Here is a 14,102-nt window from a genome sequence, read left to right as displayed (position 1 = left end):
TGATGCAGATTTACGTCGGCAACATCCGCGGCACCAAAACGGACCTGCACGGCTTCTTCGGCACCTATGCCCGTCGCGCCGAGACCTTCCGCATCCTGCAACGCACCGGGCGACGTCCCGGGGTGCGCTATGCGGTCATCGAGCTCGAGCCCGACCGGCTGGCCGAGAAGGCCATCGCCGGGCTGAACGGCAAGCGTCTGCTCGGCACACCGGTGACCGTGCGCGAGTTCGTGTACCGCTACTGCGCCAACGAGCGCCGCGCGCTCAACTGGCGCCAGCGCCCGTGGCCGCACGCTGAGCGGCGACAGACCGAGCGCCGGTTCAACCCGGTGAATATACCGCCCGAACCGGAGGAGAAGGCGGTGGAGGGGGAATTCCTGTGGGACAAGGAGGCCTACCTGCGCTGAGCGCGCCGCGATGAGCCTGCGCGCCTTCGACGGCCGGCACCCCGAGCTGGCGACGGGCGCGTGGGTGGACGCCAGCGCGCTGGTCGTCGGCGCGGTGAGCCTCGGCGCCGATGCCTCGGTGTGGCCCATGGCGGTGGCGCGCGGGGACGTGAACCGCATCGAGATCGGGGCGCGCACCAACATCCAGGACGCCAGCGTGTTGCACGTCACGCACGCGCACGGCGACGCCCCCGGCTATCCGCTCAGCATCGGCGCGGAGGTGACGGTCGGTCACCGCGTCGTGCTGCACGGCTGCAGCATCGGGGAGCGCTGTCTGATCGGCATGGGCGCGGTGGTGATGGACGGCGCCGTGCTGGAGCCCTATGTGCTGCTCGGCGCCGCCAGCGTGGTGCCGCCCGGTAGGCGGCTCGAAGGCGGTTATCTCTGGCTCGGCAGCCCCGCCCGCCGCGTGCGCCCGCTGCGCGCCGAGGAGCGCGCCTGGATCGAGTATTCCGCGGGTTTCTACGTCGAGCTCAAGAACCGGCACGCCGCCGGCTAGAGGGTCTGCATCAATTCAGCCTGGATCTTTTACACCACGCACATCCCTGTGCCGCGGGACGCGCTGCATCGCGCGGCGCTTCCGCAAGGCCCGCGTCACGCCCCCGCCCGCAGCGCGGCGATGACCGGCGCCGTGGCAGGGCGCACCTTGCGCCAGATGGAGAACGACTCGGCCGCCTGCTCCACCAACATGCCGACGCCGTCCAAGGCCTGCGCCGCGCCGTGGGCCGCCGCCCAGCGCAGAAACGGCGTGGGTTCCTTGCCGTACATCATGTCGTAGCACCAGCCGCCGGGCGCCAGCGCGTCGTCCGGCAGCGGCGGCAGCTCGCCGCCGAGGCTCGCGCTGGTGGCGTTGATGATGAGGTCGTAAGCCCCTTGCAGACCCCCGTAGCCTCCGCCGCGCACCCGCCCCGTCGCCGCAAAGGCCTCCGCGAGCACCTCCGCGCGGTCGGCGGTGCGGTTGGCGATGTGGAGCTCGGCCGGGCCTTCGGCGAGCAGCGGGCCGAGCACACCGCGCGCCGCGCCGCCGGCGCCGAGCAGCAGCACCCGCTTGCCGGCGAGCGGCGCGGCGTGGTTCTGGGTGAGATCGCGCACCAGGCCCACGCCGTCGGTGTTGTCGCCGATCAGGTAGCCGTCGCGCCGGCACACGAAGGTGTTCACGGCCCGCGCCTCGCCGGCGCGCTCGCTGAGCTCGTCGGCGAGCGCGAAGGCCTCGCCCTTGAAGGGCACCGTGATGTTGAGGCCCTTGCCGCCGTTGGCGGCGAAATTCCCCACGGCCTGCGCGAAGCCGCCGAGGTCGACGTGGATCGCGCTGTAATGCACGCGCTGGCCGGTCTGCTGCGCAAACAGGGCGTGGATACGCGGCGACTGGCTGTGCGCGACCGGATTGCCCATCACAGCGTATTCGTCCGGCCGGGTATCGAAGTCGAACAGATCCGCCATACCGGCGCTCCTCGTAAAACGGCCCGCGCGCGCCTCAGTCGAAGATGCCGCGCCCGAAGCTGCCGAGCAGGATGAAGAAAAACAGGATAGACAACACCGCGCCCGCCGGCAGGGTGATGATCCAGGACAGGAAGATGGTGCGCACCACGCGCAGGTCCAGCGCCGCGATACCGCGCGCGAGCCCGACACCGAGCACCGCACCTACCAGGGTATGGGTGGTGGAGATCGGCAGTCCGGTGCCGGAGGCGAGCACCACCGTGCCGGCCGCGGCCAGCGTGGCGGCGAAGCCGCGGCTGGGCGTGAGTTCGGTGATGCGCGAACCGACCATGGCGATCACCTTCTTGCCGTAGGTCACCAGACCCAGCACGATGCCGAAGCCGCCGAGCAACAGGATCCACGACGGCATCACGGTGCGCGTGTCGATCTCCCCGCCCGACTGCACCACGCCCACCACCGCGGCCAGCGGTCCCACCGCGTTGGCGACGTCGTTGGAGCCGTGGGCGAAGGCCATGGCACACGCGGTGACCAGCATCAGGACGCCGAACACCTTCTCGACGTTCGCGAAATGGAAGTCGCGCTCGGCGCTCGGGTCGAACTTCAGCCGGCGGATGGCGAGGATGCCGATGCCCATGATGATCAGGCCGACCAGGGTCGCGATGGCGTAGTTCTGACCCGTGGTCAGGTCGATGCCGATGTGGGTGAGGCCTTTGAACAGCGTGACCAGCGAGACGATGAAGCCGACCAGGAAGATGTACATCGGCACATACCGCTTGGCGCTGGCCAAGGGATTGGGCGTATCCAAGATGAGGCGCTGCACGCTGAAGAACAGCGCATAGGCGATCGCCCCAGCGAGCATGGGCGAGACCACCCAACTCATGGCGATGTTGACCACCTTGCCCCACTGCACCGCCTCCACGCCCACGCCCACGGCGGCGAAGCCGACGATGGCGCCGATGATCGAATGGGTGGTGGAGACCGGCCAGCCGAAGCTCGACGCGACCAGGAGCCAGATGCCGGCGGCGAGCAGCGAGGCGAGCATGCCGTACACCAGCAGCTCGGGGGCCTGCGCGAACAGCCCCGCGTCCACCATCCCGCTGCGCACCGTGGCGGTCACCGCGCCGCCGGCGAGATAGGCACCGGCGAACTCGAACACCGCGGCGATGATGATGGCTTGTTTGATGGTGAGCGCGCGCGAGCCGACCGAGGTCGACATCGCGTTTGCCACGTCGTTGGCACCGACGCCCCAGGCCATGAACAGGCCGAACGCGACCGCCAGCAGGATCAGGATCAGTCCATATTCCATCGATTGTCGGCTAGCTTCTTGTTTTAACGGGCGAGCATCAGCTGCAGGCGGCTACCCACCTGCTGCGCGAGGTCGGCGATGTCGCCCACCCAGGCGATGATCTGGTAGGTAAACATCACATCGACCGGGGGAAGATCCCGCTCGATGGCGAACAGCCCCTCGCGCACCTTGACCTGGATCGTGTCGGTCTCGCTCTCGATGGCGTCGAGCTTGCGCAGCATCTCCTCCACACGCACCACCTCGCCGCCGCTGAAACCCGTGTCGAGCAACTCGTCGAGTTCGTCCACCGCGACATGCGCCTGGGTCACCGCATCGAGGCAGCGGGCCACGAAGGCGCGAAACGGCTCGGCGATGGGGCCGGGGATCTGCATACGCCGCCCCAGCATCAGGCCGGCGATGTCCTTGGTCTTGTTGGCGATTTGGTCCTGGCGCCACAGCACCTCGAGCACGTCGGGGCGCGACACGGGCATGAACAGCCCCTTGGGCAGGTGCATGCGCAGGTCCTTCTTGAGCGCGTCGGCCTTGTGCTCGCAAGTCGTGATCAGCCGCTGCTGCGCGGCCGCCGTTTCCCAATCGCCGGCCAGCGCGGCGTCGACGAAGCGGATCAGTTCGCGCGCGCATGACTCGACCTGCGCCATGTGCTGCTGCAGCGGGCGAATGGGGGAACTGCCGAAGAGGTCCGTGATGTAGCTACGCGGGGCCATGAGCTGTTTCGATCCGTGTTAAACGCTGGATTGTAGCGCAGACAGACAGCGCCGCGCAGCAGGCGCGTTCAGGACTCTTCGCGCAGCCACTGGGCGGCCTGTTTCGCGTAGTAGGTCAGCACCGCGTCGGCGCCCGCGCGCCGAAAGGCGAGCAGTGCCTCCATCACCGCCTTGCGCTCGTCGAGCCAACCGTTCTGGGCGGCGGCCTTGAGCATGGCGTATTCGCCGCTCACCTGGTAGGCGAAGGTCGGCACGCCGAAGCGCTGCTTCACGCGCCACACGATGTCGAGATAGGGCATGCCCGGCTTGACCATCACCATGTCGGCCCCCTCGGCGAGGTCCAACTCCACCTCGCGCAGCGCCTCGTCGCCGTTGCCGGGATCCATCTGGTAGGTGTGCTTGTCCGCGGCGCCCAGGGCGGCGGCCGAGCCGACCGCGTCGCGGAACGGGCCGTAATAGCTGGAGGCGTACTTCGCGGAATAGGCCAGGATGCGCGTGTGGATGTGGCCGGCGCTCTCCAGCGCGCGGCGGATGGCGCCCACGCGGCCGTCCATCATGTCCGACGGCGCCACCACGTCGGCGCCGGCCGCGGCGTGGGACAGGGCCTGGCGCACCAGCACCTCGACGGTCTCGTCGTTGAGCACGTAGCCGGCGGCGTCGATCAGCCCGTCCTGACCGTGCGTGGTGTAGGGGTCGAGGGCGACGTCGGTGATGACCCCGAGTTCGGGCACCGCAGCCTTGAGCGCACGCACCGCCCGTTGGGCCAGGCCGTCGGGATTGTAGGCCTCGCGTGCGTCCTCGCTCTTGGTGGCGGCATCCGGCACCGGAAACAGGGCGAGCGCGGGGATGCCCATCGCCGCAAGGTTCTCGGCCTCGCGCACCAGCTCGTCCACGGCGAGGCGTTCCACGCCCGGCATGGACGGCACCGGCTCGCGCCGACCGTTACCCTCCAGCACGAACACCGGATAGATCAGGTCGTCGACCGATAGGCGCGCCTCGCGCATCAAACGCCGGCTGAAGGGATCGCGGCGCATGCGCCGCGGTCGGATGGAAAGCTCCGCCATGGTTTGGGACTCCTGCCTCACTGCCGGACCGGGCCGCCATCATACCGTAAGGGTGGCGCGCCGGCGGCCTCCGTCGCCATCAGTAATTGACAATCATTCGCATTCGCGCTTACATGGAACTCAGAGGACGAGGAGCAACCATGTACGTTTGCCTGTGCCAAGGTGTCACCGACCGCCAGATTCGCGCCGCCGCCGAGGACGGTGCCCGCACCGTGCGCGACCTGAACCGGCGCCTGGGCGTCGGCACCGGCTGCGGCAAGTGCACATCCTGCGCACGCGAAGTGCTCGCGGCGCACCCGGCGGTGCGCGTCGCGCCGCCGACCCGCCCCGCCCGACGCCCCGCCGCCGAGCCCGCGTGCCCGTTTCCGGACCCCGAACCGGTGCCCGCCTGAGCCCGCCGCCGCCTGCTAGACTTCGCGCCATAACAAGCTGCTTGCGGCCACGGAGGGCGAGGCATGAAAGGCGATCCCAAGGTCATCGACTACCTCAATCGCGTGCTCACCAACGAGCTCACCGCGATCAACCAGTACTTCCTGCACGCCCGCATGTACAAGAACTGGGGCCTGACCAAGCTGGACGACAAGGAATACGAGGAGTCGATTGACGAGATGAAGCACGCCGATCGGCTGATCGAGCGCATCCTGTTCCTGGAGGGTCTGCCCAATCTGCAGAACCTCGGCAAGCTGCTCGTCGGCGAGCACGTCCAGGAGATGCTCGAGTGCGACCTCAAGCTCGAACAGGACGGGCTGGCGCTGCTGCGGGAGGCGATCGCTTATTGCGAGCAGGTGCAGGACTACACGTCGCGGGAACTGTTCGAGGACATCCTGGAGAGCGAGGAGGAGCACATCGACTGGCTGGAGACCCAACTCGAACTCATCCAGCGCATCGGGCTCCAGAATTACCAACAATCGATGATGTAGTACGGGGCGGCCCGGCGCGCGTCGCCACCGACGCCCGCGGCTTTTGCACCACGTTGCCCTACACCTAATCCTCGCCCTCGGCACACGGGTCGGCCGACCACGTGCCCACGCGGTTGAGCGGCGCCATGAGTGCGGTCCCCCACCGGGCGCCGCATCGCGTCGTGGGGGCGCGCTCACCCGTGCCACGCCTTCGATCGGGTGCCCCTTTTTCAGGAACGGCCAGCATGCGGCGCCCAGAATCGGCGCCGCGACCGTCTGCAAGACCCTACGGGCCATACGTTATACTTGCGGCGGGTAGGCACTACCTCGATATCAAGGAGTCTGTAATGCGTGAGTATCGGCGAGCCACACACCCATGGGGCGCCTGGTTGGTCGCGCTGCTGCTGGGGCTGGCTGGAGGCGCGGCGTGGGCCGAGGACCCGCAGCGCCAGTTGGAGGAGGCCTCCGATCGCATGTTCGACGCGCTGGAGCGCGAGCAGGAGCGTCTGCGCGAGAACCCCGAGCACATCTATACGATAGTCGACGAGATCCTGGTCCCGCTGGTCGATTTCGAGCGCGCCTCGCAGTGGGTGCTGGGTCCGCATTGGCGCCAGGCCTCACCTGAGCAGCGCGAGCGCTTCATGCGCGAATTCCGCACCCTGTTGGTGCGTTTCTACGGCCAGGCACTGGCCGAGTTCGTGGTGTCCAACGGCGTGCCGCCGCGCGACGTGGTCCGCTTTCAGCCGATGCGCGGGGAACCCGAGGGCGGCCAGGCCGTGGTGCGCTCGCAGATTCGCCCGCCGGGCGGCGGCCAGCCGGTGTCGGTGGCCTACCGCATGAGTCAGCGCAACGACGAGTGGCGCGTGTTCGATGTCGCCGTCGACGGCATCAGCATGATTGCCACCTATCGCTCGAGCTTTGCCGCCGAGATCCGCCAGGGCGGCATGGACGGGCTGCTGCGCACCCTGGCCGAGCGCAACCGGCGCCTCGCCCAGCCGCAGTAACCCGTGGACGAGGCGGCGCGCGTGCGCATCGACCGATGCGTATGCAAGGGGCGCACGTTTGCGGAGTTGCTTGCGCTCGGCGCGACGATGGACTTCGATCCGGACCTCGTGGCGCTGGCCACCGGCGCCAGCCTCGACTGCGGCACCTGCCGGCCGTGGCTCGAGCGCGCGCTGCGCGAGCGGCGCCCCTGCTTCGAGCCCGCGGTCGGGAGCCATCCGCAGGGCGCGGCCCTGCTCGCGCATTTCGGCGCGGGCCGCTGCGGCTGAACGGCAGTCGCGCGCCGTGCGGACTACTTAACAATCCACCACCTGAGCTTGCTCCCGCCGGCGCGGTGATACAATGGCCGGTCGGGCGGAAACCCGCGCAGGGAATCGAGGGAACACATCCGTGGAGCAATTCCGAGGAACCACCATATTGTCCGTCCGCCGCGCCGGCGAAGTCGTGCTGGGTGGCGACGGCCAGGTCACGCTGGGCAACACCGTGATGAAGGCCAATGCGCGCAAGGTGCGCCGGCTGTATCACGATCGCGTAATCGCGGGCTTTGCCGGCGGCACGGCCGACGCCTTCACGCTGTTCGAGCGCTTCGAGGGCCGCCTGGAGAAGCACCAGGGGCACTTGGTGCGCTCCGCCGTCGAGCTGGCCAAGGACTGGCGCACCGACCGCATGCTGCGCCGCCTGGAGGCGCTGCTGGCGGTGGCCGATAAGGAGACCTCGCTGATCATCTCCGGCAACGGCGACGTGATCGAGCCCGAAGAGGGCCTGATCGCCATCGGCTCCGGCGGGCCCTTCGCCCAGGCCGCGGCGCGTGCCCTGCTGCACAACACCGAGCTGTCGGCGCGCGATATCGTGGAGAAGTCGCTCAATATCGCCGCCGACATCTGCATCTACACCAACACGAATCTCGCCATCGAGACCCTCACGGACTGAGGCACCGCCATGTCGAACATGACCCCACGGGAAATCGTCCAGGAGCTGGACAAGTACATCATCGGCCAAGCGGACGCCAAGCGCGCCGTCGCCGTCGCCTTGCGTAACCGGTGGCGCCGCGGCCAGGTCGACGAGCCGCTGCGCGGCGAGATCACGCCCAAGAACATCCTGATGATCGGCCCGACCGGCGTCGGCAAGACCGAGATCGCACGGCGCCTGGCCAAGCTCGCCAACGCGCCGTTCATCAAGGTCGAGGCCACCAAGTTCACCGAGGTCGGCTACGTGGGGCGCGACGTCGAGTCGATCGTCCGCGACCTGGTCGACGTGGCCATCAAGATGACCCGCGAGCAGGAGATGAAGAAGGTGCGCCACCGCGCCATGGACGCGGCCGAGGAGCGCGTGCTCGACGCCCTGCTGCCGCCCCCGCGCGGCTTCACCGGCGAACCGCAGGCGCAGGAGAGCAACACCCGCCAGACCTTCCGCAAACGCCTGCGGGAAGGTCAACTCGACGAGCAGGAGATCGAGATCGAGGTCAGCGCCACGACGGGGGTGGAGATCATGGCCCCGCCCGGCATGGAGGAGATGACCAGTCAGTTGCAGAGCCTGTTCCAGAACATGGGCGGCGGGCGCACCAAGGCCCGGCGCCTGCGCATCAAGGAGGCGCTCAAGCTGCTCACCGAGGAGGAGGCGGCCAAGCTGGTCAACGAGGACGACATCAAGACCCGCGCGCTGACCAACGTGGAGCAGAACGGCATTGTGTTCCTGGACGAGATGGACAAGATCGCCAAGCGCGGGGAGCACGGCGGGCCCGACGTCTCGCGCGAGGGCGTGCAACGCGACCTGCTGCCGCTGGTCGAGGGCTCCACGGTGAACACCAAACACGGCATGCTGAAGACCGACCACATCCTGTTCATCTGCTCGGGCGCGTTTCACCTGTCCAAACCCTCGGACCTGATCCCCGAGCTGCAGGGCCGCCTGCCGATCCGCGTCGAGCTCTCCCCGCTGGGCGTGCAGGAGTTCGTGCGCATCCTCACCGAGACCAACGCCTCGCTCACCGAGCAGTACAGTGCCCTGCTGCACACCGAGGGCGTCGGCGTGCGCTTCACGGAGGACGGCATCGCGCGCATCGCCGAGGTGGCCTGGCAGGTCAACGAGAATACCGAGAACATCGGCGCGCGGCGCCTGCACACGGTGATGGAACGGCTGCTGGAGGAGATCTCCTTCACCGCCGCCGACCACAGCGGCGAGACGCTGACCGTCGATGCGGCCTACGTCGATAGTCAACTCGGCGAACTGGCCCAGAACGAAGACCTGAGCCGTTACATCCTGTAGTTAGCCAGGCGCACGCCGTAGGAGACTCCATGGCAACCGGCAATCAACGACCCCGTCCGACGGACATCAAGCTGCACCAGAAGTCGCGCGTGCTGGAGGTGGCATTCGACGACGGCAGCCGCTTCCAGCTGCCGTGCGAGTACCTGCGCGTGTACTCGCCCTCGGCCGAGGTGCGCGGCCACGGCCCGGGTCAGGAGACCTTGCAGCTCGGCAAGGAGAACGTGAACATCACCAACATCGAGCCGGTGGGCACCTACGCCGTGCAGCTGCACTTCGACGACGGGCACAACACCGGCATCTACTCCTGGGAGACGCTGTACACCCTCGGCGTGAACCAGGAACGCCTGTGGGACGAGTACCTGCAGAACCTGGCCAAGGCCGGCTATCCGCGTAAGGAGCCCACATGAGCGAGCGGCGCGAACCGCCCGTGTCGGGCGCCCCCCCCGACGACAACACCGACTTCGGCTTCCAGCGCGTACCGCTGGAGGAGAAGGTGCGCCGCGTCGGCGACGTGTTTCACTCGGTGGCCGCGCGTTACGACCTCATGAACGACCTCATGTCGCTCGGCATCCACCGCTGGTGGAAGTACTACACCACGCTCACCGCCAATGTGCGCCGCGGCCAGCGCGTGCTGGATCTGGCCGCCGGCACCGGCGACCTCGCCATGCGCCTCGCCGAGCGCGTGGGGCGCGACGGTCAAGTGGTGCTCTGCGACATCAACGACTCCATGCTGCGGGTGGGGCGCACGCGCCTGCTCGATGCCGGCGTGGCGGGCAACGTGCAGTATGTGCAGGCCGACGCCGAGCATCTGCCCTTTCCCGACAACAGCTTCCACACCATCACCATCGCCTTCGGACTGCGCAACGTCACGCGCAAGGCGGAGGCGCTGGCCTCCATGCGCCGCGCGCTGCGCCCCGGCGGGCAGCTGTTGGTGCTCGAGTTCTCCAAGCCCACGCTGCCGGGCCTGGCGCCGCTGTACGACGCCTATTCGTTCAACCTGTTGCCGCTGATGGGCAAGCTGGTGGCCGGCGACGCGGAGAGCTACCGCTACTTGGCCGAATCGATTCGCATGCACCCCGACCAGGGCACCCTGCAGGGCATGATGGAGGGCGCCGGGCTGGAGCGCTGCAGCTACACCAACCTCAGCGGGGGCATCGTCGCCCTGCACCACGGCTATAAGCTGTAATCCCGCCGTGCGACACCCGGTCCGCGCGGCATGAACCGCCCCGACTCCACGCCCTGGCTGCGGCCCGCCGCGCAAGCGGTCAATGCCGCGCTGCGCCTGGATCCCGCCGCCCCGCGACGGCTCGCGCGCCTGGCCGGCAAGACCATCGCGCTGGAGCTGCGCGGCACGCCGTGGACCGTGTATTGCGTGCCCGCCGAAGGGGGGCTGGCGCTGCGCGACCACAGCGACGCGCCGGCCGATGCGCGTATCCGCGCCACCCCGCTCACCTACCTGCGGCTCGCCCTGAGCGACGACAGCACGGACTTGGTGTTCGCCGGCGAGGTGCAGGTGGAGGGGGACGTGGAGCTCGGGCAGCGCTTTCAGCGCCTGCTCACCGGGCTGGACATCGACTGGGAAGAGCGGCTCGCGCAACTGATCGGCGATGTGGCGGCCCACCAGCTGATGCGCGCGGCGCGCGCCACCGGCGCCTGGAGCAAGGCGACGGCGCACAACCTCGCGCTCGACCTCGGCGAGTACCTGCAGGATGAGACCCGCCTGCTGCCGCCGCGCGCGCTGGTGGAGGACTACCTCGCCGCGGTCGACCGCACCCGCTCGGACGTGGACCGCCTCGAGCAGCGGGTGCGGCGGCTGGCGCAGCGCCTCGCGGGGGAGGATACGCCGTGAGGCCGGGGCAGATCGTACGACTGTTCTACATCGGCTGGGTGCTGCAAAAGCATGGCGTGGACGAACTCCTGTTCGCCCTGCCGCTGTTTCGCCAACTGCGGTTCTTGGTGTACCTCTCGCCCGCCTACTGGGTGGGACGGCGCGACCGCCTGCGGCTCACGCGCGGCGTGCGCATCCGCCAAGCCCTGATCGATCTCGGCCCGCTGTTCGTAAAGTTCGGGCAGCTGTTATCCACCCGTCGCGACCTGTTGCCGGACGACCTCGCGCGCGAGCTCGCGGCGTTGCAGGATCGCGTGCCGCCCTTCGCCGGCCGCCAGGCGCGCGCCATCGCCGAGCGCGCCTACGGCACCACCCTCGACACGATTTTCGCCGAGTTCTCCGAAGAGGCGCTGGCCTCGGCCTCCATCGCTCAGGTGCACGCGGCGCGCCTGCACGACGGCAGCGAGGTGGTGGTCAAGATCGTTCGGCCCGACATCGAAAGCACCATTCGGCGCGACATCGGGCTGCTGCGCCTGGTGGCCGACAACCTGCAGCGTTACTGGCCCGACGCGCGGCGCCTGCGCCCGCGCGAGCTGGTGGACGATTACGAGCGGACGCTGATCGACGAACTCGATCTGCAACGCGAGGCGGCCAATGCCTCGCTGCTGCGGCGCAACTTCGAGGACTCGCCGCTGCTGTACATCCCCGCCGTGCACTGGCCCTATACGCGGCGCGAGGTCATGGTGATGGAGCGCGTGCACGGCACCCCCATCAGCGACGTGGGCGCCCTGCGTGCGCAGAGGATCGACTTGAAGCGCCTGAGCGAGATGGGCGTGGAGATATTCTTCAGCCAGGTGTTCCGCGACAGCTTCTTCCACGCCGACATGCACCCGGGCAACATCTTCGTCTCGCCCGAGGGCCAGTACATCGCGGTGGACTTCGGCATCATGGGCACCCTCTCGCGCGAGGACCAGCGCTACCTCGCCGAGAACTTCCTCGCCTTCTTCGAGCGCGACTACCGGCGCGTGGCCGAGCTGCACGTCGAATCGGGCTGGGTGCCGGGCGGCACCCGCGTGGAGGAGTTCGAGGCGGCCATCCGCACCGTGTGCGAACCGATCTTCCAGCGCCCGCTCAAGGACATCTCCTTCGGGCACCTGCTGCTGCGCCTGTTCCAGACCGCGCGGCGCTTCAACATGGAGGTGCAGCCGCAACTCGTACTGCTGCAGAAGACGCTGCTCAACATCGAGGGCCTGGGGCGACAGCTCTACCCGGACCTCGACCTGTGGCAGACGGCCAAGCCGTATCTGGAACGCTGGATGGAGGATCAGGTGGGGCCGGCGGCATTCTTCCGCCACCTGCGCGAGGAGTTGCCGCGCTGGGCCGAGCGGCTGCCGCACCTGCCCTCGTTGGTGCACGACGTGCTGGAGCAGCAGCGCCGCGAGCGGGTGGGGCAGGCGAGCCAGGCAGACGAGCTGCGCAAGATCCGCCGCGATCTGCGCCGCTACCAGCGCCGCGCCTACGCCGGTGCCGCGGGCGGCGCGCTGATGCTGTCGGCCGCCTTACTGGTCGGGCTGGGCCATCCGCCCCCTTACGTGGCGCAGGCGCCCCTGCTCGCCTGGCTGCTCGCGCTGAGCGGCGCGCTCGTGCTCTGGATCGGCTGGCCGCGGCGCGACTGAGACCTGCGCCGACCGAGCAGTGACCGTCTGATGGAGCGGTGTGGGGCGCCTGGACCGCAACCCGAACGCGCTAGGGTTTGGGCGGCGCCGGAGGGGACTGCCCCCCGGTCGACATGCGCTCAGGCCGCGCGCTGCAGGGCGCCCTCGACCCGCTCTCGTCGGTCACGCCCCACCAGCTGCTCGATCAACGTGAGGGCGAAATCCATCGCCGTCCCCGGGCCTTTCGAGGTGATCACCCGGCCGTCCACCACCACCGGCTCGTCGGTCAGCGCGGCGCCGCCCGCGTCCTGGTCCAAGGCGCCGGGAAAGCAGGTGGCACGGCGGCCGTCCAACAGACCGGCGCGCGCCAGCACCTTGGGACCGGCACAAATGGCGGCCGTGTAGCGCCCGCGTTCGGCGTGCGCGCGCAGCAGGGCGAGGAGACGCTCGTCCTGCGCCAGGTGGTCGGCCCCCGGCAGCCCGCCGGGCAGGGCGATCAGGTCGAAATCCTGCTCCAGCACCTGGTCGAGCGTCACATCCGGCACCAGCACCGTGCCGCGGCTCGCGCGCACGGGTCCCGGGCGCAGGCCGGCGGTGACCACCTCCACCTCGGCGCGACGCAGCAGGTCGATGATGGTGACCGCCTCGAGTTCTTCGCAGCCCTCCGCTAGGGGGACAAGGACACGCGCCATGGCTCCCTCCTTTGGTCCGTGACCTGCAGTAAGTCTGACACAGGCACCAGCCGCACGCCGGTGCCCTCCAACTCGGGCAGCACCGCTTCCAACACGTCGAGCGTCTCGGGATAGGGATGCCCGATACCCACCGCCGCACCCGTGCGCCTGGCCTGCGCCAGTAGCCGCCGCCACTGGGCCTCGATGGCGATCGGACGTGGATCGTGGTCGAGAAACACATCGCGGCCCAGGGTCGGCAGGGCCTGCTCGCGTGCCATCTGCTTGGCGATGGTGGCGTGCGTGGTGCGGCTGTCGACAAAGTAAAGCCCACCCAGCGTGCGCAGTTCCTCCATGAGCCACAGCATGTGGCCGGGGTGGCGGGTAAGCAGGCTGCCCATGTGGTTGTTGATTCCGACCACATGCGGAACCGCCGCCACGTTGGCACGCACGGTGGCCGCCAGCTCCTCGCGGCTCATGTCGAGGAGCAGCGCGCCGCGGCCCGGCTCGCGCTCGCCGACCGGCTGCATGGGCTGGTGGAGCATGACCTCCTTGCCGGCCGCGTGGGCGCGCTCGGCGAGGGTGCGGGCGTGGGGCGTATGGGGCAGGACGGCGACGGTCACCGCGCCCGGCAGATCCACCGCGCGCCGGCCCTCCAGCCAGCGGTCCCCAAGGTCGTCAATGATGAGCGCAACATAAGCCGGGCGCGGCGGCTCGAACCCGGCGGCGACCGACGGGGCGATGAGCAGCAGCGCGCACAGCAGCGCGAGTGGAAGCGTTCGGTACATTGTTTTTCTTGTTCAAAATAAAGCGGCGCCCGCAGGCGCCGCT

18 protein-coding genes are annotated in these 14,102 nt (G+C 68.9%); 12 read left to right on the top strand and 6 right to left on the bottom strand.

The window, feature by feature from the left end; genetic code table 11:
* Positions 1-2 precede the first annotated feature (2 nt).
* Both HUS23_07565 and HUS23_07560 read left to right on the top strand, forming a co-directional pair.
* Positions 3-407 carry a hypothetical protein gene (locus tag HUS23_07565; protein QKT03681.1) on the top strand — a complete coding sequence of 135 codons (405 nt, stop codon included), beginning with the start codon at positions 3-5 and terminating at the stop codon, positions 405-407.
* Positions 408-417: 10 nt separating this feature from the next.
* On the top strand, positions 418-945 hold the full coding sequence (locus HUS23_07560) for a gamma carbonic anhydrase family protein (protein QKT03680.1): 528 nt from the start codon (positions 418-420) through the stop codon (positions 943-945).
* A gap of 95 nt (positions 946-1,040) precedes the next feature.
* Here HUS23_07560 and aroE read toward each other — a convergent pair whose 3' ends face one another.
* The 4 genes from aroE to hemB all read right to left on the bottom strand — a co-directional run bounded on the left by aroE (position 1,041) and on the right by hemB (position 4,957).
* Positions 1,041-1,886, bottom strand: a complete 846-nt coding sequence (gene aroE, locus HUS23_07555) for a shikimate dehydrogenase (protein QKT03679.1) — start codon at positions 1,884-1,886, stop codon at positions 1,041-1,043.
* A 34-nt stretch (positions 1,887-1,920) separates the two neighbouring features.
* Positions 1,921-3,189 (bottom strand): inorganic phosphate transporter, encoded by a 1,269-nt coding sequence (locus HUS23_07550; GenBank protein ID QKT03678.1) that lies wholly within the window; start codon positions 3,187-3,189, stop codon positions 1,921-1,923.
* 23 nt (positions 3,190-3,212) lie between these two features.
* Complete coding sequence (locus HUS23_07545) at positions 3,213-3,893, bottom strand: TIGR00153 family protein (protein ID QKT03677.1); 681 nt, start codon at positions 3,891-3,893, stop codon at positions 3,213-3,215.
* Between the two features lie 68 nt (positions 3,894-3,961).
* A complete protein-coding gene (hemB, locus tag HUS23_07540) occupies positions 3,962-4,957 on the bottom strand; it encodes a porphobilinogen synthase (GenBank protein ID QKT03676.1) in 996 nt (331 codons plus the stop codon).
* 140 nt (positions 4,958-5,097) lie between these two features.
* On the opposite strand from hemB, the gene HUS23_07535 reads away from it, so the two are divergent.
* The 10 genes from HUS23_07535 (at position 5,098) to ubiB (ending at position 12,624) form a co-directional block, all read left to right on the top strand.
* Positions 5,098-5,349 carry a bacterioferritin-associated ferredoxin gene (locus HUS23_07535; protein QKT03675.1) on the top strand — a complete coding sequence of 84 codons (252 nt, stop codon included), beginning with the start codon at positions 5,098-5,100 and terminating at the stop codon, positions 5,347-5,349.
* 63 nt (positions 5,350-5,412) lie between these two features.
* Entirely contained in the window at positions 5,413-5,877 is a 465-nt protein-coding gene (gene bfr, locus HUS23_07530) for a bacterioferritin (protein ID QKT03674.1), read from the top strand.
* Positions 5,878-6,203: 326 nt separating this feature from the next.
* Positions 6,204-6,860, top strand: coding sequence for an ABC transporter substrate-binding protein (locus HUS23_07525; GenBank protein QKT03673.1), 657 nt, complete (start codon positions 6,204-6,206; stop codon positions 6,858-6,860).
* A 21-nt stretch (positions 6,861-6,881) separates the two neighbouring features.
* A complete protein-coding gene (locus HUS23_07520) occupies positions 6,882-7,127 on the top strand; it encodes a hypothetical protein (protein QKT03672.1) in 246 nt (81 codons plus the stop codon).
* Between the two features lie 121 nt (positions 7,128-7,248).
* Positions 7,249-7,788 (top strand): ATP-dependent protease subunit HslV, encoded by a 540-nt coding sequence (gene hslV, locus HUS23_07515; GenBank protein QKT03671.1) that lies wholly within the window; start codon positions 7,249-7,251, stop codon positions 7,786-7,788.
* Between the two features lie 9 nt (positions 7,789-7,797).
* Positions 7,798-9,120 (top strand): ATP-dependent protease ATPase subunit HslU, encoded by a 1,323-nt coding sequence (hslU, locus tag HUS23_07510; GenBank protein ID QKT03670.1) that lies wholly within the window; start codon positions 7,798-7,800, stop codon positions 9,118-9,120.
* 29 nt (positions 9,121-9,149) lie between these two features.
* On the top strand, positions 9,150-9,527 hold the full coding sequence (locus tag HUS23_07505; protein ID QKT03669.1) for a DUF971 domain-containing protein: 378 nt from the start codon (positions 9,150-9,152) through the stop codon (positions 9,525-9,527).
* The gene (gene ubiE, locus HUS23_07500) at positions 9,524-10,306 is read left to right on the top strand and encodes a bifunctional demethylmenaquinone methyltransferase/2-methoxy-6-polyprenyl-1,4-benzoquinol methylase UbiE (GenBank protein QKT03668.1); all 783 of its coding nucleotides are present in this window, start codon (positions 9,524-9,526) and stop codon (positions 10,304-10,306) included. The genes HUS23_07505 and ubiE overlap by 4 nt, the downstream gene beginning before the upstream one ends.
* 30 nt (positions 10,307-10,336) lie before the next feature.
* On the top strand, positions 10,337-10,969 hold the full coding sequence (locus tag HUS23_07495; protein ID QKT03667.1) for an SCP2 sterol-binding domain-containing protein: 633 nt from the start codon (positions 10,337-10,339) through the stop codon (positions 10,967-10,969).
* The gene (gene ubiB, locus HUS23_07490) at positions 10,966-12,624 is read left to right on the top strand and encodes a ubiquinone biosynthesis regulatory protein kinase UbiB (protein ID QKT03666.1); all 1,659 of its coding nucleotides are present in this window, start codon (positions 10,966-10,968) and stop codon (positions 12,622-12,624) included. Before HUS23_07495 ends, ubiB begins: the two co-directional genes overlap by 4 nt.
* 119 nt (positions 12,625-12,743) lie before the next feature.
* Here ubiB and HUS23_07485 read toward each other — a convergent pair whose 3' ends face one another.
* Together HUS23_07485 and HUS23_07480 are read right to left on the bottom strand one after the other, a co-directional pair.
* A complete protein-coding gene (locus HUS23_07485) occupies positions 12,744-13,295 on the bottom strand; it encodes a DJ-1/PfpI family protein (protein QKT03665.1) in 552 nt (183 codons plus the stop codon).
* Positions 13,271-14,059, bottom strand: coding sequence for a divergent polysaccharide deacetylase family protein (locus HUS23_07480; protein ID QKT03664.1), 789 nt, complete (start codon positions 14,057-14,059; stop codon positions 13,271-13,273). Before HUS23_07480 ends, HUS23_07485 begins: the two co-directional genes overlap by 25 nt.
* Between the last annotated feature and the right edge of the window lie 43 nt (positions 14,060-14,102).

Source organism: Ectothiorhodospiraceae bacterium 2226 (assembly GCA_013348725.1).
Lineage (GTDB): Bacteria > Pseudomonadota > Gammaproteobacteria.
This window is presented reverse-complemented; position numbering and strand designations above follow the sequence as displayed.

Excerpts from the sequence above, each read along its gene's own strand:
- HUS23_07565 (QKT03681.1), top strand. The coding sequence starts at position 3 with ATGCAGATTTACGTCGGCAACATCCGCGGCACCAAAACGGACCTGCAC.
- HUS23_07560 (QKT03680.1), top strand. The coding sequence starts at position 418 with ATGAGCCTGCGCGCCTTCGACGGCCGGCACCCCGAGCTGGCGACGGGC.
- aroE (QKT03679.1), bottom strand. The coding sequence starts at position 1,886 with ATGGCGGATCTGTTCGACTTCGATACCCGGCCGGACGAATACGCTGTG.
- HUS23_07550 (QKT03678.1), bottom strand. The coding sequence starts at position 3,189 with ATGGAATATGGACTGATCCTGATCCTGCTGGCGGTCGCGTTCGGCCTG.
- HUS23_07545 (QKT03677.1), bottom strand. The coding sequence starts at position 3,893 with ATGGCCCCGCGTAGCTACATCACGGACCTCTTCGGCAGTTCCCCCATT.
- hemB (QKT03676.1), bottom strand. The coding sequence starts at position 4,957 with ATGGCGGAGCTTTCCATCCGACCGCGGCGCATGCGCCGCGATCCCTTC.
- HUS23_07535 (QKT03675.1), top strand. The coding sequence starts at position 5,098 with ATGTACGTTTGCCTGTGCCAAGGTGTCACCGACCGCCAGATTCGCGCC.
- bfr (QKT03674.1), top strand. The coding sequence starts at position 5,413 with ATGAAAGGCGATCCCAAGGTCATCGACTACCTCAATCGCGTGCTCACC.
- HUS23_07525 (QKT03673.1), top strand. The coding sequence starts at position 6,204 with ATGCGTGAGTATCGGCGAGCCACACACCCATGGGGCGCCTGGTTGGTC.
- hslU (QKT03670.1), top strand. The coding sequence starts at position 7,798 with ATGTCGAACATGACCCCACGGGAAATCGTCCAGGAGCTGGACAAGTAC.
- HUS23_07505 (QKT03669.1), top strand. The coding sequence starts at position 9,150 with ATGGCAACCGGCAATCAACGACCCCGTCCGACGGACATCAAGCTGCAC.
- ubiE (QKT03668.1), top strand. The coding sequence starts at position 9,524 with ATGAGCGAGCGGCGCGAACCGCCCGTGTCGGGCGCCCCCCCCGACGAC.
- HUS23_07495 (QKT03667.1), top strand. The coding sequence starts at position 10,337 with ATGAACCGCCCCGACTCCACGCCCTGGCTGCGGCCCGCCGCGCAAGCG.
- HUS23_07485 (QKT03665.1), bottom strand. The coding sequence starts at position 13,295 with ATGGCGCGTGTCCTTGTCCCCCTAGCGGAGGGCTGCGAAGAACTCGAG.
- HUS23_07480 (QKT03664.1), bottom strand. The coding sequence starts at position 14,059 with ATGTACCGAACGCTTCCACTCGCGCTGCTGTGCGCGCTGCTGCTCATC.